The organism is Pseudomonas sp. NBRC 111143, assembly GCF_001320965.1.
Classification (GTDB): domain Bacteria; phylum Pseudomonadota; class Gammaproteobacteria; order Pseudomonadales; family Pseudomonadaceae; genus Aquipseudomonas; species Aquipseudomonas machongensis.
In genome coordinates this window covers 300686-321441 of sequence record NZ_BCBT01000001.1, presented here as the reverse complement: position 1 = coordinate 321441, position 20756 = coordinate 300686, and the positions used below count along the sequence as shown (strand labels likewise).

The following is a 20756-nucleotide window of genomic DNA, read 5'->3' as shown; positions in this document are numbered from 1 at the left end:
GGTTGGGGGCAGTCCAGGTGCTCCACCAGTCTTTAGGAGGGTGGTTACCTGTGGGAGCGGGCTCGTCCCGCGATAGGCCGGCAAGGCCTACATCATCAGAAGCTGTAGTCCACCGTTGCGAAGTACGAGCGTGGCGCGCCCAACAGCCATTGTTGGCCACTGTGCGCGGCAACCACGTAGTCGCGGTTGAACAGGTTGTTCAACTGCAGGCCCAGGCGTACGTCGGGCAGTACCTGCCAGCCGAGATTGGCATCGACCACGGTGTAGCCGGGGACGCTGTAGGCGTTGGCGGTGTCGGCATAGCGCTGGTCGACGTAGCGCAGGCCGATGCCGGCGTCGACGGTCTGGCCGAAGCCCTTGTTGAGCCAGAGGTTGGCGGTGCGGCGCGGAACGTTGGCGGGGCGGTTGCCGGCGCGGTCCTGGGCGATGCCGCCGACGATCTCGTCGAAGTCATCGTACTTGGCGCGGACCACCGAGGCGTTGGCCGATACCTGCCATTGGTGGCCCAGATCGAGCTCCAGCGCGGCTTCCAGGCCGTCGGAGGTCTGCTGGCCGGCCTGCTGTTTCTCATGGCTGATCGGGTCGTCGACCAACAGCTTCTTCTTGACGATGTGATACGCCGCCAGGGTCCATTCACCACTCCCATCCCAGAAGCGCTGCTTGAGCCCCAGCTCGGTCTGCTTCGATTCGGTCAGGTCGTAGTTGATCTGGCTCGGGCTGAGGCTGATCAGGTTGCTCACCCCGTCTTCGCTGGTGGAGTACTGGCCGTACAGCGACAGGTTGTCGGTTACCGCGAATACCAGGCCGGCGCGCCAGTTGCCGCCTTGCAGGCTGCGGTCGACTCGCGTGTCGTTGGTCAGGTTGTTACGGTCTATGTGGTTCTGGTCGCGGCGGATACCGGTCACCAGCGACAGGCGATCGGTCAGTTGGGTACGGTTCTCGGCGAACAGGGCGAAGGTGTGGGTGGTCGAGAGGGTTTGCGGACGTGTGACGTTCTGGCTCTGGAACCCGCCCGGTGCCGGACTCCAAGGATCGACGTAATCGCCGCCGACATCGTTGTACGGCGAGTTGCTGTCGACATTGAAACGGATCTTGTTGTACTCGGCACCGACCACGGTCTTGCTGTTCAGCCCGAACAGCGAATGATCGAAGGTGAAGCTCTGGCGGTCGCCGATCTGCTCCTGATTGTGCTTGATCTCCAGGTAGCTTGCCCGCTCCAGCTGCTCGCGGGTCGGATCCCAGGTGTAGTCCTCGGCATTGCGCCAGTGCCGACGGCTCTTGATGTAGTACAGCTGGTTGCTTGCCGTGACGCTGTCGCTGAGGGTCCAGTCGGTGTTGAAGCGGGTCCATTCGTCGTGGTAGCGCTGCACGTCGTTCTGGATGTTGTAGTTCTTCTTGCGCAGGCTGTCGCGCAGGTGGCCGTCGATCAGCGGCGTGCCGAAGTAGTTCGAGGGCTGTGCGTCGCCACGCTCATGGGCGAGGGTGAAGCTCAGGTCGTCGGTGGCATCGAAGCGCAAGGCTGCACTCAAGGCCAGGCTGCGCGAATCGGTACGGTCGACCCAGCCATTGCCTTCCTGCTTGTTCACGGTCACGCGGTAGCTGAGGCGCTCGCTCAAGCTGCCGCCGCTGTCCAGCCCCAGTTGCTGGCGATCCCATGAGCCATAGCCCAGGCGCAGGTGGTTGCGGATCTCGCCGGCGAAGGGTTTTTTCGGGATCACGTTGATCACAGCGCCCGTGGCGCCTTCGCCATAAAGCACCGAGGCGGGGCCGCGGATCACATCGATGCGCTCGACCATCCACGGGTCGACCGGAAAGGTCTGGGTGCCGGCGCCGGTGTACAGGCGCGAGCCGTCGAACAGGGTCATCACCGAGGCGTGTCCGGTGAAACCACGGGCGGAAAGGGCGGTGTTGCCGTTGCCCGGGGTGCCGACGGAGGTGATGCCGGGCGATCGGGTCACTGCATCCTGCACAGTGAGGTTGGCGCGCTGCTGGATCTGCTCGGCGGTGATGCTGGTGGTGCTGGCTGGGGTCTCCAGGGCGCTGAGGTTCAGGCGCGAACCGGCTTGGGTAGGGGTTGCCAGGTCGACGATCTGTTCGTCGCGGGTCTCGGTGATCGCCGTCGAGGGCAGGTCGAGGACCTTGCCTTGCGGCTGCTCGGCCAGCGCCGGCAGGGACACGGCCATGCAGGCGGCCAGGGTGTGAAGCTTGAAGTGTCGGGACATGTCGTTCCACGGGTTCAGGAATGAATGGATCCCGGTGGAAACAACGCAAAGACGAGCAGACACGCACGCAGGCGCGCACGCGAACACCGGCCTGCGCCCGCCCACCGCGGGTTTGCCAACAGAAGCATCAGGCCGGTCTCCGGGCTTGCGAGGGTCGTGAAGCCTTCACCTTCCCATGCATGAGCACAGTGGTGTGTCGAAGGATTCGCTCGCTTACCGTTGCGGGGGCAGCGCCGGACTTGTCTGCAAAGACGCACCGGCTTCCCGTTTCACCCTGCGCACGGCGGCGCAGGACACCTGAAACTGGCGGCATCTGACCATCGAACGCAGGGGGAGTCAATCGTTTGGATAGGCGAAAAAACGTGATGGGCTGCAGGGTTGCGCGTTTTTATTAGATTTTTTTCGAACTTTTCCGACTGACGTTGTCTCGAACCGCTCGTTCGCCCTTTTTATTCAACGTCATGGAGACTTTTGCGAATGTTTACTGGAAAACTGCTGCGTCACACTTGCGCCCTGGCCCTGCTCGGCGCGCCGTTGGCAGCGATGGCAGCCCCCAGCACCGAGCCCCTGTTCACCTTCGGCCTGCTCGGTTCCTACGACAAGTTCAAGTTCGAAGGCGGCGGCGACTCCGATAAGGAGCACCTGGGCCAAGGCGGTGTGTTCGCCAACTTCGGCAACAAGATGACGGCCGAGTCCGGCTTCATCTACCAGATCGGTGCCGAAGCCAAGTACGGCAAGAAGAACGACAACAAGCTCAAGGAGGCACAGGCCGACCTCGACCTTGGCTGGCGTGCCGCGCTGGATGCGCGCAACTTCGTCGACGTGATCGTCGGTGGCGGTTACAGCTGGACCCGTTTCGAGCCCGAGATCAACGACCTGGACACCAAGTTGACCTACAAGTCGCCGTTCGCCAAGGCCGCGCTGGGTTACAACCACCAGTTCGATGCCTCGACCCTGCGTGTCGAAGTCGGTGCTCGTCACACCATCGATGGCCGTGCGCGCTTGAAGGTCGACGACTTCGGCAGCGACAGTGTCGACATGAAGGACCGCACCAACCCGTATGCCGAAGTCACCCTGCTGATGAACCAGCAAGGCAGCATGCCGATCCAGGCGGGCGTGTACTACACCCGTACCGAGTACAAGATCGACGAGGACTCGCCGGTTGCCGACAACAACAAGCTCAAGCGTGACGAGTTTGGCGTGAAGGTCGGCCTGGCGTTCTGATGCCTTCGGTGGTTGTACGCCGTTTGTAAGGGCAGCCTCGTGCCGCACTCTCGGCACGAGGATTCCCCAGCAGGCTCAAGGGCGCCTAGCGGCCCCGGCGCCGCGATACCCGCGCCTCGATGTTCTTGCGTCCGATCAGCAGCGCCGGTTTCTCGGTCACTGGCTCATCGGCCAGCCACTTGTACATCACCAGGCAATCCACCAGCCCCAGTGCTGCATGACGAAATGCCTTGGGCAGGCGCCCGACGGTCTCGAAACCGAGCTTGTGCCACAGCCCCACGGCGACCTCGTTGCTCGCCACGACCGAATTGAACTGCAAGGCCAGAAAACCCTCCTGCCGCGCCAGCTTCTGCGAGTGCTCGCACATCAGCCGTGCCACGCCACGTCCGCGTGAACGGGGCGTGACCATGTATCCGCAATTGCCCACGTGCGCGCCCGGGCCTGCGGCATTGGCCTTGAGGTAGTAGGAACCGAGCAGCTCGCCATCCTCTTCGGCCACCAGGGTGTGCAACGGAAACTCCAGCCACAGCGTGCGCGCCTGCTCCTGCGACATCTGTGGGTCGTATGCGTAGGTTTCGCGCGCCTGGACGATGGCCTGGAAGGTCGGCCAGAAACGCTCGAAGTCTTCCGGGGTCATGGGGCGAATGTGGATCATGTCGGTTCCTGCTCGGGCTGGGCCGGCAAGTCTGGGTGGATGGGCGCCGTCATGCAAGGGCTGTGGCGCCCGAGAGCGTCAACTGCCGGCCTTGCCGACCGCATCCAGTGCCCGTGCCGAATACACCAGGGCTGCGCCCGCGTTCATGGCCACGGCCACGCCGAGGGCTTCGGCGATTTCCTCGCGGGTGGCACCGTGCTTGACCGCCTGCTGCGAATGCACGGCGATGCAGCCGTCGCAGCGAGTGGTCACCGCCACGGCCAGGGAAATCAGCTCTCGGGTCTTGGCGTCGAGGTGGTTGGTCTTGGCGCCGGCAGCGCTGGCGGTGGCGTAGCCGGCCACGGTGTCGGGGGAAAGCTGCTTGAGATCGCCGATGCCGGCCATCAACTGCTTACGGTAGGCGTCCCAGTCCATCATGCTCATCGTCTTCACCTTGTCAGGTTGGCAACAGGAGCTTTCAGGCTAGTCGAAGATGGGGGGAAGGGCAGGCCTCGTCACCGAGGGGCAAGGAGGCCGCAGGACGTGTCAGATGTAGATGAACAGCAGCACCAGTGCCGCCACCACGGCCCATTTCTCGAGGTAGTAGCGGGTGCGGTTGCGCTTCTTCATGGCCTTGCCACGTTCACGGATCTTGTAGATGCGCGTGAACAGTCGATTGATGCCGCCAGTCTTGTCGTTGGCATCGTTGGGCGCAGCTGCCGCGGCCATGACGTTGCGGCTGAACCAACGGTTGAAGGCGCTTGCCCAGCGGTACTTCAACGGGCGCTCGACGTCGCAGAACAGGATGATACGGTTGTGCTCGGTGGTATTGGCCGCGTAGTGGATGTACGTCTCGTCGAAGATCACCGCCTCGCCGTCGCGCCAGGAATACTTCTCGCCGTCCACATCGATGTAGCAACCATCGTCGTTCGGTGTGTCCAGGCCCAGGTGGTAGCGGTAGGAGCCGGCATAGGGGTCACGGTGACGAACCAGCTTGGCCCCCGGCGGCAGGGTGGCGAACATCGCCGCCTTGACCGTGCCGATACCTTGCAGCAGTTCGGTCGTGCGTGGGCACAGGGTCATCGCCGAAGGGTGGCTCTCGCCGTACCACTTCAGATAGAAGCGCTTCCAGCCGGTCTTGAAGAACGAGTTGAAGCCAACGTCATCGTAGTTGTCGGATTTCTTGATCTCGCCGGCGTGCAGCAATTGCTGGGCTTCTTCGCGGATTTCCTGCCAGTGGTCCTTGAGCGGCTGCAGCTCAGGGAACGACTCGACGGGCAAATAGGGCTTGGCCGGGTGCTTGGAGAACAGGTACAGGAAACTGTTGACCGGGGCGAGGAAACTCGAGTGGTCGCCCAGCTGGCGAGTCAGCTTGTGGCGAACGCGACCGCGCAGGTGAACATAGGCGATCGAGAGGACGAAGATCAGTACGAGTGCAATTTTCATGGACGGTTACTTGTCGAATAAAAATGGCCATGCGCCATGGCTGTAGCCCGCCAGCATAAACAATCGTGTCGCCAGTTTGTACTTATTGTTAAGTCATCGCTGATGGACGAAGGTGGAATACCCTGCAAGCTGCGCAAACGATTCAACCCTGGCAGCGTTTGAACCTGCATGCCCTTCAGCCCTCGAGGAGTTTCCGATGGTTCAGGATGTACGCCCAAGCGGCGCGCCCTTCAAGCGCCTGTTTTTCGCCCTGGCTTTGCCCGAAACCCAGCGCCGGGCCGTTGCCCAGTGGCGTCGTGAATTGGGGTTGCGGGCCGGCAAGCCGGTACCGGCCGAGAATTTTCATGTGACGTTGCTGTTTCTGGGCGATGTGGATGCCGCCCAGGTACCGGCACTGTGCGCGGCGGTAGACGGCATGACGCGCCCAGGGGCGCCGATACGCCTGTTGCTCGACCGTCTGCAGGTGTGGCGACGTGCCGGCGCGCTGGTGCTCGAACCTGGCGATACCCCTGCCAGCCTGCGCCAACTGGTCTACGGGCTGGAGCAGCGGCTACTGCCACTGGGCATCGCCGAGCAGGCCCGTGAATACCGTCCGCACCTGACCCTGTCACGGGATTTCCAGGGACAGCCACCAGAGGCGGCGCAGGCTCCGGAGTTCTTCCTCAATGCCCGCCGGTTCGGTCTCTATGAATCGCGCAAGGGCCGTTACTGTCCGCTGGCCGAGTGGCCGCTGGACGAAGCCTGAGCGGCGAACAGACGTTGTCCGAGGGTGTAGGCGGTGGGTAAGTGCCTGGCGGTATCCGGGCCTTCGCTCTCGTCCAGAAGGATCGAGCTCGATACCTGGGCGCCGCACCAGTCGAAAATGCCATGCTCGATCTGTACGCGCATTGCAGCGCCGTAGCCATGGCGGTCGAACAGGGCAGCGTCGGCGCCGCCGACCGCCACCAGGTGGACCTTCAGGTGGTTGAGCAGCTTGGTGGTCTTGCCGTCTTCGTAGCTGAAGGCCCAGCCATTGCTGAACACACGGTCGATCCAGCCCTTGAGCAGTGCGGGGAACGACCACCAGTACACCGGGTAGACCAGCACCAGGGTATCAGCCCGTTCGATGCGTGCCTGCTCGGCAAGTACGTCCGCCGGCGGCTTGGCCAGGTGACGATGGACATTGAGGTCGGGCAATTCGAAGCGCGGGTCGAAGCCCTCTGCAGCCAGGTCGGCGATTTCGCTGGTATGGCCTGCCTGGGCCAGGCCGTCGGCGATCTGCCTGGACAATGCGTGGGTGAGTGATTGGGCGTCGGGGTGGGCGAGGACGATCAGGGCGTGCATGGATGCGTTCCTTTATGGGATGCGGGAAGAGGCCGGGCGCTATATACTCGGCGTAAGTTACGGTTGGTAAGTTACTTTTGGTAGGTAAGCTATGTCAAGCGATGAGACGCGCCCTGTACGTAAACGCCTGTCCCGTGAGGATCGTCGGCGGCAATTGATAGCGGTGGCCTGGCAGATGGTTCGCGAGGAGGGCACCGATGCGCTGAGTCTGGGGCGCCTGAGCGAGCTGGCAGGGGTGACCAAGCCGGTGGTGTACGACCACTTCGAAACCCGCAACGGCTTGCTGGTGGCGCTTTACGAGGAATACGACGCGCGCCAGACCGCCATGCTCGAGGTCGTGCTGGCGGACTGTCCTGTGGACCTTGAGGCGCGTGCGGCGGTAATCGCCGCAGCCTATGTCGATTGTGTGATGACCCAGGGGCGTGAGATACCGGGCGTCAGTGCGGCGTTGGCCGGTTCGCCGGAGCTCGAGGCGCTCAAGCGGGGGTACGAGGATCCGTTCCTGGACCGGTGCCGCCAGGCGCTGGCGCCGTTTGCGCCGGGCGGGGATATCGGATTGGCCGGCTTGCGTCTGCTGGTCGGCGCCGCCGAGGCATTGTCACAGGCGGCGGCGTCGGGGGAAGTCGAACCAGGGCAGGCCAAGGCGGAACTGAGCGCCGGTATCGTGGCGATGGTCCGGCGCCAGGGCTGAGGGCTGGGTCATACCGGCAGGCTGCGGTAGGGCAGTTCGTCTCCCGGGCTGCGGGCGAATTCGCGCTTGTATTCGCGGCTGAACTGCGAGGTGCTCTGGTAGCCTACCCGGTGCGCCACCTGGGCCACGCCCAGGCTCTCGCCGATCAGCATCTGCTGCGCCTTGAGCAGGCGCAGGCGTTTGAGGTACTGCATCGGCGCCAGTTCGGTGCAGCGCTTGAAGTGTTCGTGGAAGGTCGAAACGCTCATGTTGGCACGGCTGGCCAGCGCTTCGACACTCAACGGCTCGGCGAAATGATCGCGCAGGTAGGCGAGCGCGACGCCGATCCGGGCAAAGTGCCCCTGCTGTTCGACCAGCGCCCGCAACACACCGGCTTGAGGGCCGCGCAGGGCCGTATACAGCACCTCCCGCACCCGTGCGGCCCCCAGCATTTTCGCATCCAGCGGGTCCTGCAGGCATTCGAGCAGACGCTCGACGCTGGCGCGCATTGGAGCACCCAGCGCCGCCGAGCTCATCGACTGCGGCGTCTGCGCCTGTACCGCCGGGTCCGGCGGCAGGGCCATGTTCTGCACCAGTTCGCTCAGCACGGTACGGTCGATGCTCACGGCCACGCCGAGCATGGGCGCCTGGGGCGTGGCGAAGGTTTCGCACATGAAGGGCACTGAAAGCGCCTGGATCAGGTAGTGCCCGGCACCGTATTCCAGCGTGCGCGGCCCCAGGCGCGCGAGCTTGCTGCCCTGGGCGATGATGATCAGGCTCGGTTCGTAGATCTGTGGGCTGCTCGCCACATAGTGGTCCCACGACAACACCTGGACCTGGGGCAGGTAGGTGTCGACGAATCCGGGGCGCGAGGCGAGGGCGCGGATCAGCGAGCAGAGAGGGGCATTGGCGTCGACGTGTTGGGTCAGGTGCATGGCAAACCAGGGACAGAGAATCAGACACTGGCATCTTCGCAGATTGACAGTCCAGCGCCAGATCGCTGCGGCCAATTCCGGAGAATCAGGCACGAATGCCGGAGGATCGGCTGTGGGCCGGGCCCGTTTCGATGCGCAGAATGCGTGGCCTGAATCGTTTCAATATTGCGAGGTCCAGAGCATGTACACCGCCATCGGTTATGCCGCCCAGTCTTCCACCGCGCCCCTGGCGCCCATGACCTTCCAGCGCCGTGGCCTGCGCCCGGATGATGTCGCCATCGACATCCTCTACTGCGGCGTGTGTCACTCCGATATTCACCAAGCCCGCAATGAGTGGGGCATTGCCGTCTACCCACTGATGCCCGGCCACGAGATCGTCGGCCGTGTCACCGCTGTAGGTGAAAAGGCTGGCAAGTATCAGGTCGGTGACCTGGTCGGCGTCGGCTGCATGGTCGATTCCTGCCGCCATTGCGAGGCTTGCCGGCAGGACCTGGAGCAGTATTGCCTGGAAGGGCCGACCCAGACCTACGCCAGTCCCGACCGTATCGACGGCAGCAATACCCTGGGTGGCTATTCCAGCAGCATCGTGGTCAGCGAGCACTTCGTCCTGCGTATTCCCCAAGGGATGGACCTGCCCAGTGCAGCACCGATTCTCTGCGCGGGCATCACCACTTACTCACCGCTCAAGCACCACGGCGTGGGGCCTGGGCACAAGGTCGGCGTGCTGGGCATGGGCGGCCTGGGCCACATGGGCATCAAGTTCGCCAAGGCCCTGGGCGCCGAGGTGACGCTGTTCACCCGCTCCCCGGCCAAGGCCGAGGAAGCCCGTCGCCAGGGCGCCGATCATGTCATCGTCTCCACCGACGAGGCGCAGATGCGCGAGGCGGCGGGTCGTTTCGACTTCCTGCTCGACACCATCCCGGTGCAACACGACCTGAATCCCTACCTCGAAACCCTGAAGTTCGACGGCGTGCACATCCTGGTCGGCCTGATCGAGCCGGTCGATCCGCCCGTGCATGCGGCCAACCTGGTGCTCAAGCGGCGTGTGCTGGCCGGCTCCTTGATCGGCGGCATCGCCGAAACCCAGGAAGTGCTGGATTTCTGCGCCGAGCACGGCATCAGCTGCGATATCGAGATGCTGGATATCCGCCACATCAACGAGGCGTTCGAGCGGATGATCAAGGGTGATGTGAAGTACCGCTTCGTGATCGACATGGCGACCTTGAAGGCCTGATCCGGGCGTTGAAGGCAATCGCGGGGCGAGTCCCGCGATTGCGGCCCGTACAGGCGCTACCAGACCATCGCTTTCTTCCACCCTTTCCAGAACAACCAGCGCCGCACCTCGGCGTGCTCGCCAGTGCCGATCTGCCAGGCAGGCCGCTTGCTGTCCAAGGCGATCAGCGAGATGAATCCGGCATGGCTGGCTGCGACCAGGGTGCGGCCGTCGGCGCTGATGTCCATGGCGCTGATGGCCGACCCCAGATAATGCTGCCAGTGCGCGCGACCGTCTTCGCCGAAGCCACGCAGGTAACCTTGGGCATCGCCGACGATGTACTCGCCTTGACGTGCGACGCCGGCATGGATCTGCACGCCGTCCTGCAGCATCGAGATCTGCGGATCGGTTGCCAGATTGGCGAGCGTTACGCCAAGGCTGGCGCCGCCGTCGCCCTGGCAGGCATTGAGCAGCAACTGGTCGCCGCGGTGGTTGAACAGGGCGAAGTGCGGATGTTCCCCCGCCGGGACGATCTCGGCCAGCGGCTCCAGGTGCTCGTCGAGTACCTGGTGGTTGCCGCGCTGCTCGCCCAGCACGATCCGTTTGCCGTCCGGCGACAGTGCGGCATGGGCCTGGGTCAGGGGCAGCGCGATGTCGTCAGGGTCGGTGCCGTCGGCCAGTTGCGCGAGGATGTCTGCTTCGCGGCGCAACAGGCGGGTGGCACCTTGAGGTGTGAGCAGGAAGATGCCCTCGCGGCTGACCAGCAGTACCCGTCGGCCATCCGGCAGGGGGAGCAGGCGGGTTGGGGTGGGTGGCAGGTCGAAGGGATCGAACGGGTAGCCAGGCGGCAGGCCTTCCAGGCCATGGGGCCAGGACAGCCGAGCGACCTGAGGGCCGCCCCAGCCGTCGGTGACCCTTACGCCCTCCGCATTGGCCAGGGCGAAGTAGCGTCGTCGCGGGCAGCGGCCGAAGTGCTCGACACCGATCATCGGGGTCACCCCGTTGCGGTCGATCTGCACCACCTGGCCGTTGTCATGGGGCATGCCGATGCGTGCCAGCAAGCGGCCGTCATCGAGCAGCAGCACCTGGGCGATACCCTGGCCATGGCTCGGGAGCAGTGGCAGCAAGGGATCATGGGCGGGCGGCCAGGCTTCGCGAAACAACTGACGCTGGTGCTCGTCGATGCCAGGTCGGTTGATGGCGTGCAGGGCGAGCTGCCAGGCGTCGAGCAGGTGATCGATGGCCGGTGGGCAGGGCGCTTGTGCTGTGTCGTGTCCTTGTGCGCAACCTTGCGCAACATGGCGGTTGACGGCCTCGGCGTAGGCGGTGACCGCCTGTTGCCACTGCTGCTGAGGGTGTTGCTTGTCCATGAGCGGATCGGACTCCTTGTTCCGCATGTTGCTACAGTGCGTCATGGTACTCCGTGCGCGCGCGGTTGTGAGGCCTGGCCTTGACGCGTACCATGCCGAGTATTCCTACCAATAACAAACGTGCATCCGCGACCCGAACCTGGGCACGTGGGGCGCGTCCTATCGCTTTGCCTGCGGAGATTGCATTGGCCTCGATGAATGGACCCCTACCTGATTCCCTACCTGCACCGGCAGGCGGCGGCAGTTGGCTGAGCGTGATCGCGCTGGCGCTGGCGGCGTTCATCTTCAACACCACCGAGTTCGTGCCGGTGGCACTGCTCAGCGACATCGGTCGCAGCTTCGACATGACCACCGCGCAGGTGGGCCTGATGTTGACCATCTACGCCTGGGTGGTGGCACTGGCTTCGCTGCCGATGATGCTGATGACCCGTAACATCGAGCGGCGGCGCCTTTTGCTGTTCGTGTTCCTGGTATTCATCGTCAGCCACTTGCTGTCGTGGATGGCGCAGAGTTTCGCCATGCTGCTGGTCAGCCGCATCGGCATCGCCTTGTCGCACGCGGTGTTCTGGGCGATCACCGCGTCGTTGGCGGTGCGCGTGGCGCCGGCTGGCAAGCAGGCCAAGGCGCTCGGGTTGCTGGCCACCGGCACTACCCTGGCGATGGTCCTGGGCATCCCGCTCGGGCGTGTGGTGGGCGAGGCGCTGGGTTGGCGCATCACCTTCCTCAGCATTGCGGGCGTGGCGCTGGCGACCATGCTGTGCCTGATGAAGTCGCTGCCCTTGCTGCCGAGCCAGAACTCCGGTTCGCTGCGCAGCCTGCCGATCCTGTTCCGCAGGCCTGCCCTGGTCATCACCTATCTTCTGGTCACGCTGGTGATCACCGCACAGTTCACCGCCTACAGCTACATCGAACCGTTCGCCCTGCATGTGGCGCAGATCAGCGGTGAGCACACGACCCTGATCCTGTTGCTGTTCGGTGGGGCGGGTGTGCTCGGCTCGGTGCTGTTCAGCCGTTACAGCGATCGCTTCCCGCACGGTTTCCTGGTCGGCTCGATCGGTTGTCTGGCCGCGTGCCTGTTGCTGCTGTTGCCGCTGTCGGGGAACTTCGCCGCGTTCGCCGTGCTGAGCATGTTCTGGGGCGTGGCGATCCTGAGCTTCAGCCTGTCGCTGCAGTCGAAGACGCTCAAGTTGGCGTCCGACGCTACCGATGTGGCCATGGCACTGTTCTCGGGGATCTACAACATCGGTATCGGTGGCGGGGCATTGCTGGGCAGTATCGTCAGCAGCCAGATCGGTGTGGCCAATATCGGCCTGGTCGGTGGTGTGGTGGCGGTGCTGGGGTTGGGCCTGGCCTTGGCCAGCAGCCAGCGCTTTCGCGATGCCCTGGCCGCGCCCCCCGCGCCTTGAGCTTCACGCCAGTAAAGCCGACCACGCCGACACCAGCAGCAACAGTGCCAGCAACTGATTGAAGCGCTGCAGGTGCCGGGGCGAACGCAACCAGCGGGCACTGCCGATCCCGAGCAGGGCCCACGCGCCCATGCAGGGCAGGGCGATGATCAGAAATACCAGCGCCAGGTGCCACACCGGCAATCCTGGCGTGGCAAACACCCCGATCACCGCCACCGCCATCAGCCAGACCTTGGGATTGACCAGTTGCAGCGATGCCGCGCTGCCGACCCCGAAGCGCTGCCGCGCCGTGGCATGCAAGGGCTCGCCAGCGGCGCGGAACAACTGCCAGGCCAGGCGACTCAACCACAGCACGCCCACCCAGCTCATCACCTGCTGCGCCAGCGGGTGGCGCAGCAGCACCTCTCCCAGCCCCAGGCCTACCACCCAGACGATCGCCGCGGCCGCCGAGCAGGCCGCGAAGATCGGCGCCAGGCTGGCACGCAGGCCGTTGTGCGCGCCGTGGGCGAGAATCAGCAGGTTGGTCGGCCCGGGGCTGATGCTGGCGGCCAAGGCGAAAAGGATGAAGGGCAGCAGCGATGACGACATGGTGAGGCTCCTGTGGTTCGGAACACCATGGTCAGGCTTGCGGGCGGCTCAGTCTGGAAGCTTTGAGCAGCGTCGGCGGTAGTCGGCCGGTGTCAGCCGGTAGGCACGACGGAACCAGCGGCCCAGGTGGCTCTGGTCGGCAAAGCCCAAGGCCATGGCCACTTCGCTGGGTGTGTCGCCGCGAGCCAGCAGGCGCCGGGCGCGGGCCAGGCGCAACTGGATCAGGTAGGCGTGCGGCGCCAGGCCGAAGGCGGCCTTGAAGGCGCGGGTCAGGCGAAAGCGATCGACGCCGCAGGCCTGCGCTACTTCGTTCAGGCCGATGTCCTGGTCGATATGGGCGTGCAGGTAGTCGCGCGCTCGCTGGGCGCACAGCGGCAGGCGTGGATCGGGGTCGAGGCGCTTGCGCCAGTGCAGGTGCCGGGTCAGGCAGGCCAGCAGGTCGTCCATGGCGGTCTGGCGCACGATTCGTAGCTCGCCGCCGTGCATGACCTGGAAGGCGCGCAAGGTGGCGCCCGCCAGTCGCGGGTCGGCACACAGAGTGTCGGCGAAGGCCGGCAGGCAGCCTGCCGGGGCCTGTTCGAACAGTGCATGCAGTTCGTTTTCCAGCCACTTCGAGTCCAGGTACAGCGTGGAGTAGGTGAAGCCTTCGCGCGTGGGAGCGTCGCCATCGTGAAGGTCACCGGGTTCCAGCAGGAACACCTGGCCCGGCGTGCTCTGGTGCCGAACCCGGCGGCAATTGAACTGCTGCACACCCTGTTCGGTGACCCCGACCAGGAAGCTGTCGTGCCAGTGCGGGTCGTAGGCGTGGCCGACGAAATGCGCGCGGACCGACTCTATGCCGGTGTCGGCGTCTTGCTTGAGGGCGATCCAGTTGGGCATGGGCGGGGCCTGCGGGAGGGAGTCTTCACCTTAGCTTAAAAGCGCTTCGGATTTTAGAACGGATGTGCATGGGATGGCCTGGGTAGTGGCATTGAGCCGGTATACTGGGTGTTTTTGCAGGAAGCTGTTGATCTGATGAAAAAGACATCCGGAAATTGGCTGCGCGCGTTGCTGGTCACGATCGTCGCTGCGGTGAGCGCTCAAGTGGTAGCGATGTTGATACTGATTCCCTTGGTCCAGAACATGGGCGCTACGAGCACCTCGCTGTTGTTCGTCTACCTGGTGTTCGTCGGCTTGTGCTCCCTGGCGAGCGGAGCTCTATCCTTCCGAGCGCCGACGGTGGGGTTTGCCCATGACTGGAAAATAATGTCGCTGATCGCCTCCAGCAAACTCATGCTTCTGGTGACTGTGGCCCTGAGTGTCGTACCTCTGGCGGTCGAAGGGTTCAAGCTGGCGGGATATATCAAGCAAATGCCCTTCAGCTTGTTCATGTATTGGCTGAGCGGTTTGAGCCTGCTGGTGTTTTCCGTGCTGTATCACCTGTGCGCACCCGTCGCGTATCGGTATCCGACTTTTGAAGACCTGATCAGGCGTGAAGGCAGTGCCAGGGTACTCCGTGGCGATGCTGGCAAGATCTTGGAGGGCTTGCGCGCCAGGCAAGCGGTGAGCGAGGCTGCTGGTGCGGCGCCCTTCACGAGCCAGGACGAGCATGTTCTGGAAGTGCTCGCCCAAGGCCGTGTCATTGACGATGCCCAGTGTTATTTCGTCATGCGCGAGCATAGCGCCAACGACAATTGGACGGTGCGTTGGGCGTTGACGCTGGCGTTGCTGATTCCCGCCTATGTCATTCCAACCGTGACCGTGGGCAAGATGTTCGCGGTGGTGGACACCGCTCGACAACAGGTGCACGAGCGGGGTGGTTGGTTGTGCGCCATCTATGGCGGCGTGCTGACGCTTGGCAAGGATGCCAACGAGCGGGCCGAGTCTGCCTGCAAGGCGCACTAGCCAGGGTCGGGCTGCAACTGCGCAAACTTGCCCTGCAACCACTGATGCAAGCGCGCCACCGCCGGCGACAGCTGCTTGCGGTGCGGGCACACCAGGATCAGGGGGCGCAGGTCGCCGGGGAAATCCGGCATCAGCACCTCGAGTTCGCCGGCCGCGACATTGGCGTGCACGTCCAGCCATGACTTGAAGGCGATGCCTTCGCCGGCCAGTGCCCAGCGCCGTACCACATCGGCGTCATCGCAGAACAGCGGCCCGCTGACCTGCACCGTCTGCTCACCCAGTTGCCAGCGGTCGAAGACCCGCGACTGCTGCAGGTACAGCAGGCAATCGTGCTGTTGCAGGTCTTGCGGGGTGTGCGGGCGGCCGCGGCGGGCGAGGTAGGCGGGGGCGGCGACCAGTACCCTGCGGTTCCACGGCGCCAGTGGCAGCGAGATGTAGTTGGCAGCGTCGTCGATGCCATAGCGGATGCCGACATCCACCGGGTCGCGGTACAGGTCGGCGAGTTCGTCGGAGAGAAAGAAGCGCAGGCTCAAGCCCGAGTGTTCGCGGCGAAACTCGGTGAGCCAGGGCAGCACCAGGTTGCGTCCGACATCCGAAGGCGCCGACACCTGCAGTACACCACGCAGTTCACTGTGATCGCCATGCAGGCTCTCACGCCCGTGACGCAGGGTCTCCAGCACACTGTGGGCGGTGGGCAGGTACAGCTCACCCTCGGCGGTCAGGCGCAGGCTACGGGTGGTGCGGGCAAACAGACGCACGTCCAGCTCTCGCTCCAGGCGCTTGATCGCTGCTGCGACCTGGCCCGGTAGCAGGTCGGCTTCCAGGGCGGCGGCGGTGAAGCTGCCCAGGGCGCTGGAGCGGATGAACAGTTGTAGATCGTCAAGGCGCAGCATTTTCACTCCTGGAATGAAAGTGTTGCTGCATTGTGCTGGTTTTTCTTTCCTGTAGGAAAGATAAGATACGCGCCATCACCTTCCCTGACAGGAGCAGTTCCGATGGATACCGTCACCCTGGCCAAGCGCCGCTACACCACCAAGGCCTACGACGCCAGCCGCAAGATCCCGCAGGCCACCGTCGATGCACTGCTCGAGCAATTGCGTCATAGCCCGTCCTCGGTCAACTCGCAGCCTTGGCACTTCATCGTCGCCGACAGCGCCGAAGGCAAGGCACGCCTGGCCAAGGCCACCGAAGCCTTCGCCTACAACACACCCAAGATTCTCAACGCCTCGCACGTGATCGTGTTCGCGACCCGCACCGAAATGACCGAGGCGCACCTGCACGCCGTGCTTGACCAGGAAGCGGCCGACGGCCGTTTTCGCGATGATCAGGCCCGTGCCGGCCAGGACACGACGCGCCGTGGCTATGTGAACCTGCACCGCTACGACCTCAAGGATGCGCAGCACTGGATGGAAAAGCAGACCTACCTGGCCCTGGGCACCGCTTTGCTGGGCGCTGCCGCCCACGGGCTCGATGCGACCCCGATCGAGGGCTTCGACAGCAAGGCGCTGGACGCCGAGCTGGGCCTGCGCGAGCGTGGCTTCACCAGCGTCGTGCTGCTGAGCCTGGGGTATCGCAGTGAAGATGACTTCAATGCCGGCCTGAGCAAGTCGCGGCTGCCGGCCGAGACGGTGTTCACCTTCCTCTGAAAAAAACCGGGGCGGGCCATTACGGTCTGCCCCGGCTTTCAATCTTCCTCCAGCGCCTGCTCGACCACGTCGCGGCTGGCGTCCAGCACTTGCTGCTGTACTTCCTCGCTGGCCAACATACGCCCGACCACCAGAGCACCGACGCACTGGCTGATCAACGCCCAGGCCCTGCGCTCGTCCCCAAGCGTTTCACTCCACGCGGCCTGCAGTTCGAGCAGCCAGTGTTCGGCCTGTTCACGGACCGGTCGCTCGGCGCGAGCGATCTCGACCCCAAGTGGCGGCAGCGGGCAGCCACCTTCGGGATTGTGCAGGTGGGCCAGGCTCAAGTACTGCTTCAGGCAGCGGCGCAGACGTTCACGGTCGGCGCCCTGGCTGGCCAGGCGAGCGAACGGGCTATTGCACAGCTCGCGTCGCACCACCTCGCTGAACAGGTCATCCTTGGACGGGAAGTGATTGTAGAAGGCGCCACCGGTAAGACCGATGGCCTTCATCAACTCGGCGACCCCGGTACTGGCGAAACCACCACGTTTGGCCAGGACGCCGCTGCTGGCCAGCAGCTTCTCGCGAGTCTGTTGCTTGTGATCGGTGGAGTAGCGCATCCGTGACCCTCGGTGTGCTGGCTTGACGGTGCAGCGATCATAGCATAGCGTTCGTTTACTAAATGATCGTTCATCAATGGAGGTGCCGATGACAGAACAACGAAAAGCGGTCCTGGTGATAGGGGCGGGTGATGCCACCGGCGGCGAGATCGCCAAGCGTTTTGCCCGCGAAGGTTATATCGCCTGTGTGACCCGTCGCGACGCTGACAAGCTGCAACCACTGGTGGACGAGATCCGTGCGGCTGGCGGTCAGGCCTACGGTTTCGGCTCCGATGCACGCAAGGAAGAGGCGGTGGCCGAGCTGATCGAAACCATCGAGCGTGATATCGCTCCGATCGAGGCCTTCGTGTTCAACATCGGCGCCAACGTGCCCTGCAGCATCCTCGACGAAACGCCGCGCAAATACTTCAAGATCTGGGAAATGGCCTGCTTCGCCGGCTTTCTCACCGCCCAGGCAGTGGCGCGGCGCATGGTCACCCGCGAACGCGGCACCCTGATCTTCACCGGCGCCACCGCTGGCACCCGCGGCGCCGCCGGTTTTGCTGCCTTCGCCGGTGCCAAGCACGCCTTGCGCGCCCTGGCCCAGAGCATGGCGCGCGAGCTGGGGCCGCGAAACATTCATGTGGCGCACGTGGTGGTCGACGGCGCCATCGACACGGCGTTCATTCGCGATACCTTCCCTGAACGCTACGCCCTGAAGGACCAGGATGGCATCCTTGACCCGGCGCATATCGCCGACAGCTACTGGTACCTGCACACCCAGCCCCGGGACGCCTGGACCTTCGAACTTGACTTGCGCCCCTGGATCGAACGCTGGTGATCCGCTGCGCCCAACCACCTTCCGCCACAAGGAGTGCTGCATGAGCAAGTGCGTCGAGTTCTACTTTGATCTGGGCAGTCCGGCCAGCTACCTGGCTTGGACCCAGTTGCCCGCCCTGTGTGCCCGCCGAGGCGCCACCCTGGCGCTGCGACCCATGCTGCTGGGCGGTGTGTTCCAGGCCACCGGCAATGCCTCGCCGGCGACGATACCGGCCAAGGGGCGCTACATGATCGGTGACCTGAAACGCTTCGCTGCCCGTTATGGCGTGCCGTTCAGCCTCCCGCCAGGGTTTCCGGTCAATACCCTGAACCTGATGCGGGGCGTGCTCGGCACGCAGATGCGTTCGCCCGAGCGCCTCGAACCCTTGCTCAAGGCGTTGTTCGACGGGCTGTGGGTGCAACAGCGCAATCTGTCGGACCCTGAGGTGCTCGATGCGACGCTGCGCGAAGCAGGCATGGACCCCGAGGCGTTTCGTGCCCTGGCGGCCGACGTCGAGGTCAAGGAGCGGCTCAAGCAGGTGACCCAGGAGGCGGTCGAGCGGGGCGTGTTCGGCGCGCCGATCTGTTTTGTCGGCAGGGAGATGTTCTTCGGTCAGGACCGCTTGGACTTCATCGAAGAAGCATTAACCTAACAGCCGCTCCAGTTGCGTGCGTTCCCAGACGCTGAGCAGCTCGACCGGGTCGGTGCCATAGCGCTGCCAGTGGCCGCGCTCGGCCTCGCGGCCATCGGGGGCGCGGCATTCGCTGCAATGGGCGAGGCCTTCGTCGTCGAGGGTCAGGATCAGTTGCCAGTGGCCGATCTGCACCCTGACCCGCCCGTCGCTCAGGTGCTCGTGCACTTCCAGCGCCTGGACGCCGAGGGCGGCGTCACGCAGGCACTGGTAGATCTCACGGCTGTTTGGGGCGGACATGAACGGTCAGAAGTTCGCCGGGGTATTGGCGCTGATGATTTCTGCTTCGTCCGGGCCGATATTCTTGAAGCTGTGCGGCAGCGTGGTGGGGATGTAGTAGCCGTCGCCCGAGTTGAGTACGCTGACCTGGCCATCGACCCACAACTCGACCGTCCCCCGGGTGACCAGCCCGCATTCCTCGCCTTCGGCATGCACGATCGGCTCGCCCGAGTCGGCACCCGGTGCGTAGAGCTCGCGCAGCATGCGCATCTGTCGGCCTTCGACACTGGCGCCGACCAGCAGCATGCGCAGGCCGTTGCGACCCAGGTCAGGTTGCTCGCCGCCGCGGAACACGTAGCGCTCTTCGCGTGCAGGTTCATCGAAGCTGAAGAACTCGGCGAGGCTCATGGGGATGCCTTCGAGGAGTTTTTTCAGGGAACTGACCGAGGGGCTGACGCGGTTCTGCTCGATCTGCGAGATCGTCGAGTTGGTCAGGCCGCTGCGGCGGGCCAGCTCCCGCTGGGAGAGGTTGTTGCGTTCACGCACCAGTTTGAGTCGTGTCCCCGTGTCCATAGCCGCCTTGAGTAGTGAGTGATCAGAGGTGTCAAAAATAATGGGCAGCGCATTAAAACACACTCTGACCGGCAACGCGCTGTGCTTGTCAGGTGCGCTGGGCGGCGGGGGCAGGCCACAGCCCGACCAGCAGCAACAGCACGGCCACGGCCAGGAACGGCAGGCGCGGATCGACGGCGTAGACCAGCGTCCCGGCCAGCGGCCCGATCACCGCTCCCATGCCTTGAGCAGCGCTGATCGACCCTGCGGTGGCCCCTTGTTCGCTGGCTTGCATGGCATTGGCGGCCAGCGCCGAGAAGGCAGGGAAGACGAAGCCCATGCCGGCGGCGGCGACGAAGAAGCACGCCCACAATGCCGGAGCAGTGGTGGCCAAGGCCCCGGCGGCAAAGCCCAGCGCGCTGATGCTGGCGCCCACGCGGATCATCTTCAGCGGTGGCCACTCCAACTGGCGCAGCAGAATCTGCGAGCCAATCAGCGCCACGCCCACGGCGGTCAGGGCGATGCCTGCGGCCTGGGCGGCATCGGCGCTGTTCAGTTGCAAGCGATCGAGGGCGAAAAAGCCCACGGTGATCTGCGATACGGTCACGCTGAGCATGGCGCTGAAGGCCACGATCAACGGTCGGCGCAGGCGCGGGTCACCCAGGCGTACGGGGCTTGGCGCATAGTTGTGAGGAAGCGGCTGGGGCTTGAGCTTGAACAGCAGCACGAGGAATGCGCTGGCCGGCAGCAGCGACATGATGAAGAACGGGGCGCTCAGGCTATGGCGCGCCAGCAACGCGGCCAGTGCCGGGCCGAGCACCAGCCCTACGGCATTGGCTGCGCCGAGCAAGGCCATGGCGCGGGCGCGGCGCTCGGGCTCGACATGGTCGGCGATCAGCGCATTGCCGCCCACTGGCAGCGCGGCGTAGAAGGCGCCGATCAGGCCGCGGGTCAGCATCAGGCCGAGAAAGGCCAGGGTCGCGCCCGGCAGCCAGCGCAAGGCGCCATCGATGAACAGGCACAGCAGCCAATAGGCGACGGTGAAGCCGGCACTGCCCATCAGCAGGATGCGTCGCCGGCCCAGGCGGTCGGCGGCCCGGCCCCATGGGCGTGCAAGAATGACCCAGACCACGCCTGCCACGGTGACCGCCGCACCGGCTTGCCAGGTGGCCATCCCCAGCAGGCGGGCGATGGGGCCGATCAAGGCGACGAACGCCATCATCGACATGGTGCAGGCCATGTTCACCAGCAGCAGCGGGCGCAGGTCCAGGGCGGGGGCTTGGGGCGGGGTGGGAGATGCAGTGTCCTTCGCGGTGGTCATTGAAACATCCATGG

Annotated in this window: 23 protein-coding genes and 1 riboswitch; of the genes, 9 read left to right on the top strand and 14 right to left on the bottom strand. The window is 64.5% G+C overall.

What is annotated here, in order from left to right:
• Positions 1-95: 95 nt before the first annotated feature.
• Entirely contained in the window at positions 96-2222 is a 2127-nt protein-coding gene (locus APH44_RS01315; protein WP_054890881.1) for a TonB-dependent siderophore receptor, read from the bottom strand.
• A gap of 112 nt (positions 2223-2334) precedes the next feature.
• Positions 2335-2538: riboswitch (cobalamin riboswitch) on the bottom strand.
• A gap of 161 nt (positions 2539-2699) precedes the next feature.
• Between APH44_RS01315 and APH44_RS01310 the strand changes: the two genes are divergently transcribed.
• Positions 2700-3446 carry an outer membrane beta-barrel protein gene (locus tag APH44_RS01310; RefSeq protein WP_054890880.1) on the top strand — a complete coding sequence of 249 codons (747 nt, stop codon included), beginning with the start codon at positions 2700-2702 and terminating at the stop codon, positions 3444-3446.
• Between the two features lie 85 nt (positions 3447-3531).
• Here the strand turns inward: APH44_RS01310 and APH44_RS01305 are convergent, their stop codons facing one another.
• From APH44_RS01305 to lpxO, 3 genes are all read right to left on the bottom strand, one after another.
• The gene (locus APH44_RS01305; RefSeq protein WP_054890879.1) at positions 3532-4101 is read right to left on the bottom strand and encodes a GNAT family N-acetyltransferase; all 570 of its coding nucleotides are present in this window, start codon (positions 4099-4101) and stop codon (positions 3532-3534) included.
• A gap of 78 nt (positions 4102-4179) precedes the next feature.
• The gene (locus tag APH44_RS01300) at positions 4180-4524 is read right to left on the bottom strand and encodes a carboxymuconolactone decarboxylase family protein (RefSeq protein WP_054890878.1); all 345 of its coding nucleotides are present in this window, start codon (positions 4522-4524) and stop codon (positions 4180-4182) included.
• Between the two features lie 102 nt (positions 4525-4626).
• A complete protein-coding gene (gene lpxO / locus APH44_RS01295) occupies positions 4627-5526 on the bottom strand; it encodes a lipid A hydroxylase LpxO (protein WP_054890877.1) in 900 nt (299 codons plus the stop codon).
• A 196-nt stretch (positions 5527-5722) separates the two neighbouring features.
• Here lpxO and thpR point away from each other — a divergent pair, with 196 nt between their 5' ends.
• Complete coding sequence (thpR, locus tag APH44_RS01290; RefSeq protein ID WP_054890876.1) at positions 5723-6271, top strand: RNA 2',3'-cyclic phosphodiesterase; 549 nt, start codon at positions 5723-5725, stop codon at positions 6269-6271.
• On the opposite strand, the gene APH44_RS01285 is transcribed toward thpR, so the two are convergent.
• Entirely contained in the window at positions 6232-6849 is a 618-nt protein-coding gene (locus APH44_RS01285) for an NAD(P)H-dependent oxidoreductase (RefSeq protein ID WP_054890875.1), read from the bottom strand. The two genes, thpR and APH44_RS01285, sit on opposite strands and share 40 nt — an antisense overlap.
• Before the next feature lie 91 nt (positions 6850-6940).
• Here APH44_RS01285 and APH44_RS01280 point away from each other — a divergent pair, with 91 nt between their 5' ends.
• Positions 6941-7540 carry a TetR/AcrR family transcriptional regulator gene (locus APH44_RS01280; RefSeq protein WP_054890874.1) on the top strand — a complete coding sequence of 200 codons (600 nt, stop codon included), beginning with the start codon at positions 6941-6943 and terminating at the stop codon, positions 7538-7540.
• Between the two features lie 8 nt (positions 7541-7548).
• On the opposite strand, the gene APH44_RS01275 is transcribed toward APH44_RS01280, so the two are convergent.
• Positions 7549-8454: an AraC family transcriptional regulator gene (locus tag APH44_RS01275; protein ID WP_054890873.1), complete on the bottom strand. Its 906-nt coding sequence runs from the start codon at positions 8452-8454 to the stop codon at positions 7549-7551.
• 181 nt (positions 8455-8635) lie between these two features.
• Between APH44_RS01275 and APH44_RS01270 the strand changes: the two genes are divergently transcribed.
• Positions 8636-9688: an NAD(P)-dependent alcohol dehydrogenase gene (locus tag APH44_RS01270; RefSeq protein ID WP_054890894.1), complete on the top strand. Its 1053-nt coding sequence runs from the start codon at positions 8636-8638 to the stop codon at positions 9686-9688.
• A 56-nt stretch (positions 9689-9744) separates the two neighbouring features.
• On the opposite strand, the gene APH44_RS01265 is transcribed toward APH44_RS01270, so the two are convergent.
• A complete protein-coding gene (locus tag APH44_RS01265; RefSeq protein WP_054890872.1) occupies positions 9745-11037 on the bottom strand; it encodes a hypothetical protein in 1293 nt (430 codons plus the stop codon).
• A gap of 194 nt (positions 11038-11231) precedes the next feature.
• Here APH44_RS01265 and APH44_RS01260 point away from each other — a divergent pair, with 194 nt between their 5' ends.
• A complete protein-coding gene (locus APH44_RS01260) occupies positions 11232-12443 on the top strand; it encodes a sugar transporter (protein ID WP_054890871.1) in 1212 nt (403 codons plus the stop codon).
• A 3-nt stretch (positions 12444-12446) separates the two neighbouring features.
• Here APH44_RS01260 and APH44_RS01255 read toward each other — a convergent pair whose 3' ends face one another.
• The gene (locus APH44_RS01255) at positions 12447-13031 is read right to left on the bottom strand and encodes a LysE family translocator (RefSeq protein WP_054890870.1); all 585 of its coding nucleotides are present in this window, start codon (positions 13029-13031) and stop codon (positions 12447-12449) included.
• A gap of 48 nt (positions 13032-13079) precedes the next feature.
• Positions 13080-13910 (bottom strand): AraC family transcriptional regulator, encoded by an 831-nt coding sequence (locus APH44_RS01250; RefSeq protein ID WP_054890869.1) that lies wholly within the window; start codon positions 13908-13910, stop codon positions 13080-13082.
• 108 nt (positions 13911-14018) lie between these two features.
• On the opposite strand from APH44_RS01250, the gene APH44_RS01245 reads away from it, so the two are divergent.
• The gene (locus APH44_RS01245; RefSeq protein WP_156343708.1) at positions 14019-14915 is read left to right on the top strand and encodes a hypothetical protein; all 897 of its coding nucleotides are present in this window, start codon (positions 14019-14021) and stop codon (positions 14913-14915) included.
• Here APH44_RS01245 and APH44_RS01240 read toward each other — a convergent pair.
• A complete protein-coding gene (locus tag APH44_RS01240) occupies positions 14912-15808 on the bottom strand; it encodes a LysR family transcriptional regulator (protein WP_054890867.1) in 897 nt (298 codons plus the stop codon). The genes APH44_RS01245 and APH44_RS01240 overlap by 4 nt on opposite strands.
• A 102-nt stretch (positions 15809-15910) precedes the next feature.
• On the opposite strand from APH44_RS01240, the gene APH44_RS01235 reads away from it, so the two are divergent.
• On the top strand, positions 15911-16561 hold the full coding sequence (locus tag APH44_RS01235) for an oxygen-insensitive NAD(P)H-dependent nitroreductase NfsB (RefSeq protein ID WP_054890866.1): 651 nt from the start codon (positions 15911-15913) through the stop codon (positions 16559-16561).
• A gap of 38 nt (positions 16562-16599) precedes the next feature.
• Here the strand turns inward: APH44_RS01235 and APH44_RS01230 are convergent, their stop codons facing one another.
• Positions 16600-17160 carry a TetR/AcrR family transcriptional regulator gene (locus tag APH44_RS01230; RefSeq protein ID WP_054890865.1) on the bottom strand — a complete coding sequence of 187 codons (561 nt, stop codon included), beginning with the start codon at positions 17158-17160 and terminating at the stop codon, positions 16600-16602.
• Positions 17161-17248: 88 nt separating this feature from the next.
• Between APH44_RS01230 and APH44_RS01225 the strand changes: the two genes are divergently transcribed.
• Positions 17249-17980 carry an SDR family oxidoreductase gene (locus tag APH44_RS01225; protein WP_054890893.1) on the top strand — a complete coding sequence of 244 codons (732 nt, stop codon included), beginning with the start codon at positions 17249-17251 and terminating at the stop codon, positions 17978-17980.
• 40 nt (positions 17981-18020) lie between these two features.
• Positions 18021-18611, top strand: a complete 591-nt coding sequence (locus tag APH44_RS01220; protein WP_054890864.1) for a 2-hydroxychromene-2-carboxylate isomerase — start codon at positions 18021-18023, stop codon at positions 18609-18611.
• Here the strand turns inward: APH44_RS01220 and APH44_RS01215 are convergent.
• The 3 genes from APH44_RS01215 to APH44_RS01205 all read right to left on the bottom strand — a co-directional run bounded on the left by APH44_RS01215 (position 18603) and on the right by APH44_RS01205 (position 20742).
• Positions 18603-18890 (bottom strand): hypothetical protein, encoded by a 288-nt coding sequence (locus APH44_RS01215; protein ID WP_054890863.1) that lies wholly within the window; start codon positions 18888-18890, stop codon positions 18603-18605. The genes APH44_RS01220 and APH44_RS01215 overlap by 9 nt on opposite strands.
• Positions 18891-18896: 6 nt before the next feature.
• Complete coding sequence (locus APH44_RS01210) at positions 18897-19442, bottom strand: cupin domain-containing protein (protein ID WP_054890862.1); 546 nt, start codon at positions 19440-19442, stop codon at positions 18897-18899.
• An 88-nt stretch (positions 19443-19530) separates the two neighbouring features.
• Positions 19531-20742, bottom strand: coding sequence for an MFS transporter (locus APH44_RS01205; protein ID WP_054890861.1), 1212 nt, complete (start codon positions 20740-20742; stop codon positions 19531-19533).
• Between the last annotated feature and the right edge of the window lie 14 nt (positions 20743-20756).

What these genes read in the sequence shown, in the direction of transcription:
- APH44_RS01310 (WP_054890880.1), top strand. Translation starts at nt 2,700, where the DNA reads ATGTTTACTGGAAAACTGCTGCGTCACACTTGCGCCCTGGCCCTGCTC.
- APH44_RS01215 (WP_054890863.1), bottom strand. Translation starts at nt 18,890, where the DNA reads ATGTCCGCCCCAAACAGCCGTGAGATCTACCAGTGCCTGCGTGACGCC.
- APH44_RS01270 (WP_054890894.1), top strand. Translation starts at nt 8,636, where the DNA reads ATGTACACCGCCATCGGTTATGCCGCCCAGTCTTCCACCGCGCCCCTG.
- lpxO (WP_054890877.1), bottom strand. Translation starts at nt 5,526, where the DNA reads ATGAAAATTGCACTCGTACTGATCTTCGTCCTCTCGATCGCCTATGTT.
- APH44_RS01275 (WP_054890873.1), bottom strand. Translation starts at nt 8,454, where the DNA reads ATGCACCTGACCCAACACGTCGACGCCAATGCCCCTCTCTGCTCGCTG.
- APH44_RS01235 (WP_054890866.1), top strand. Translation starts at nt 15,911, where the DNA reads ATGGATACCGTCACCCTGGCCAAGCGCCGCTACACCACCAAGGCCTAC.
- APH44_RS01240 (WP_054890867.1), bottom strand. Translation starts at nt 15,808, where the DNA reads ATGCTGCGCCTTGACGATCTACAACTGTTCATCCGCTCCAGCGCCCTG.
- APH44_RS01250 (WP_054890869.1), bottom strand. Translation starts at nt 13,910, where the DNA reads ATGCCCAACTGGATCGCCCTCAAGCAAGACGCCGACACCGGCATAGAG.
- APH44_RS01260 (WP_054890871.1), top strand. Translation starts at nt 11,232, where the DNA reads ATGAATGGACCCCTACCTGATTCCCTACCTGCACCGGCAGGCGGCGGC.
- APH44_RS01230 (WP_054890865.1), bottom strand. Translation starts at nt 17,160, where the DNA reads ATGCGCTACTCCACCGATCACAAGCAACAGACTCGCGAGAAGCTGCTG.
- APH44_RS01315 (WP_054890881.1), bottom strand. Translation starts at nt 2,222, where the DNA reads ATGTCCCGACACTTCAAGCTTCACACCCTGGCCGCCTGCATGGCCGTG.
- APH44_RS01300 (WP_054890878.1), bottom strand. Translation starts at nt 4,524, where the DNA reads ATGAGCATGATGGACTGGGACGCCTACCGTAAGCAGTTGATGGCCGGC.
- APH44_RS01225 (WP_054890893.1), top strand. Translation starts at nt 17,249, where the DNA reads ATGACAGAACAACGAAAAGCGGTCCTGGTGATAGGGGCGGGTGATGCC.
- APH44_RS01280 (WP_054890874.1), top strand. Translation starts at nt 6,941, where the DNA reads ATGTCAAGCGATGAGACGCGCCCTGTACGTAAACGCCTGTCCCGTGAG.
- APH44_RS01220 (WP_054890864.1), top strand. Translation starts at nt 18,021, where the DNA reads ATGAGCAAGTGCGTCGAGTTCTACTTTGATCTGGGCAGTCCGGCCAGC.
- APH44_RS01210 (WP_054890862.1), bottom strand. Translation starts at nt 19,442, where the DNA reads ATGGACACGGGGACACGACTCAAACTGGTGCGTGAACGCAACAACCTC.
- APH44_RS01265 (WP_054890872.1), bottom strand. Translation starts at nt 11,037, where the DNA reads ATGGACAAGCAACACCCTCAGCAGCAGTGGCAACAGGCGGTCACCGCC.
- APH44_RS01305 (WP_054890879.1), bottom strand. Translation starts at nt 4,101, where the DNA reads ATGATCCACATTCGCCCCATGACCCCGGAAGACTTCGAGCGTTTCTGG.
- thpR (WP_054890876.1), top strand. Translation starts at nt 5,723, where the DNA reads ATGGTTCAGGATGTACGCCCAAGCGGCGCGCCCTTCAAGCGCCTGTTT.
- APH44_RS01255 (WP_054890870.1), bottom strand. Translation starts at nt 13,031, where the DNA reads ATGTCGTCATCGCTGCTGCCCTTCATCCTTTTCGCCTTGGCCGCCAGC.
- APH44_RS01285 (WP_054890875.1), bottom strand. Translation starts at nt 6,849, where the DNA reads ATGCACGCCCTGATCGTCCTCGCCCACCCCGACGCCCAATCACTCACC.
- APH44_RS01205 (WP_054890861.1), bottom strand. Translation starts at nt 20,742, where the DNA reads ATGACCACCGCGAAGGACACTGCATCTCCCACCCCGCCCCAAGCCCCC.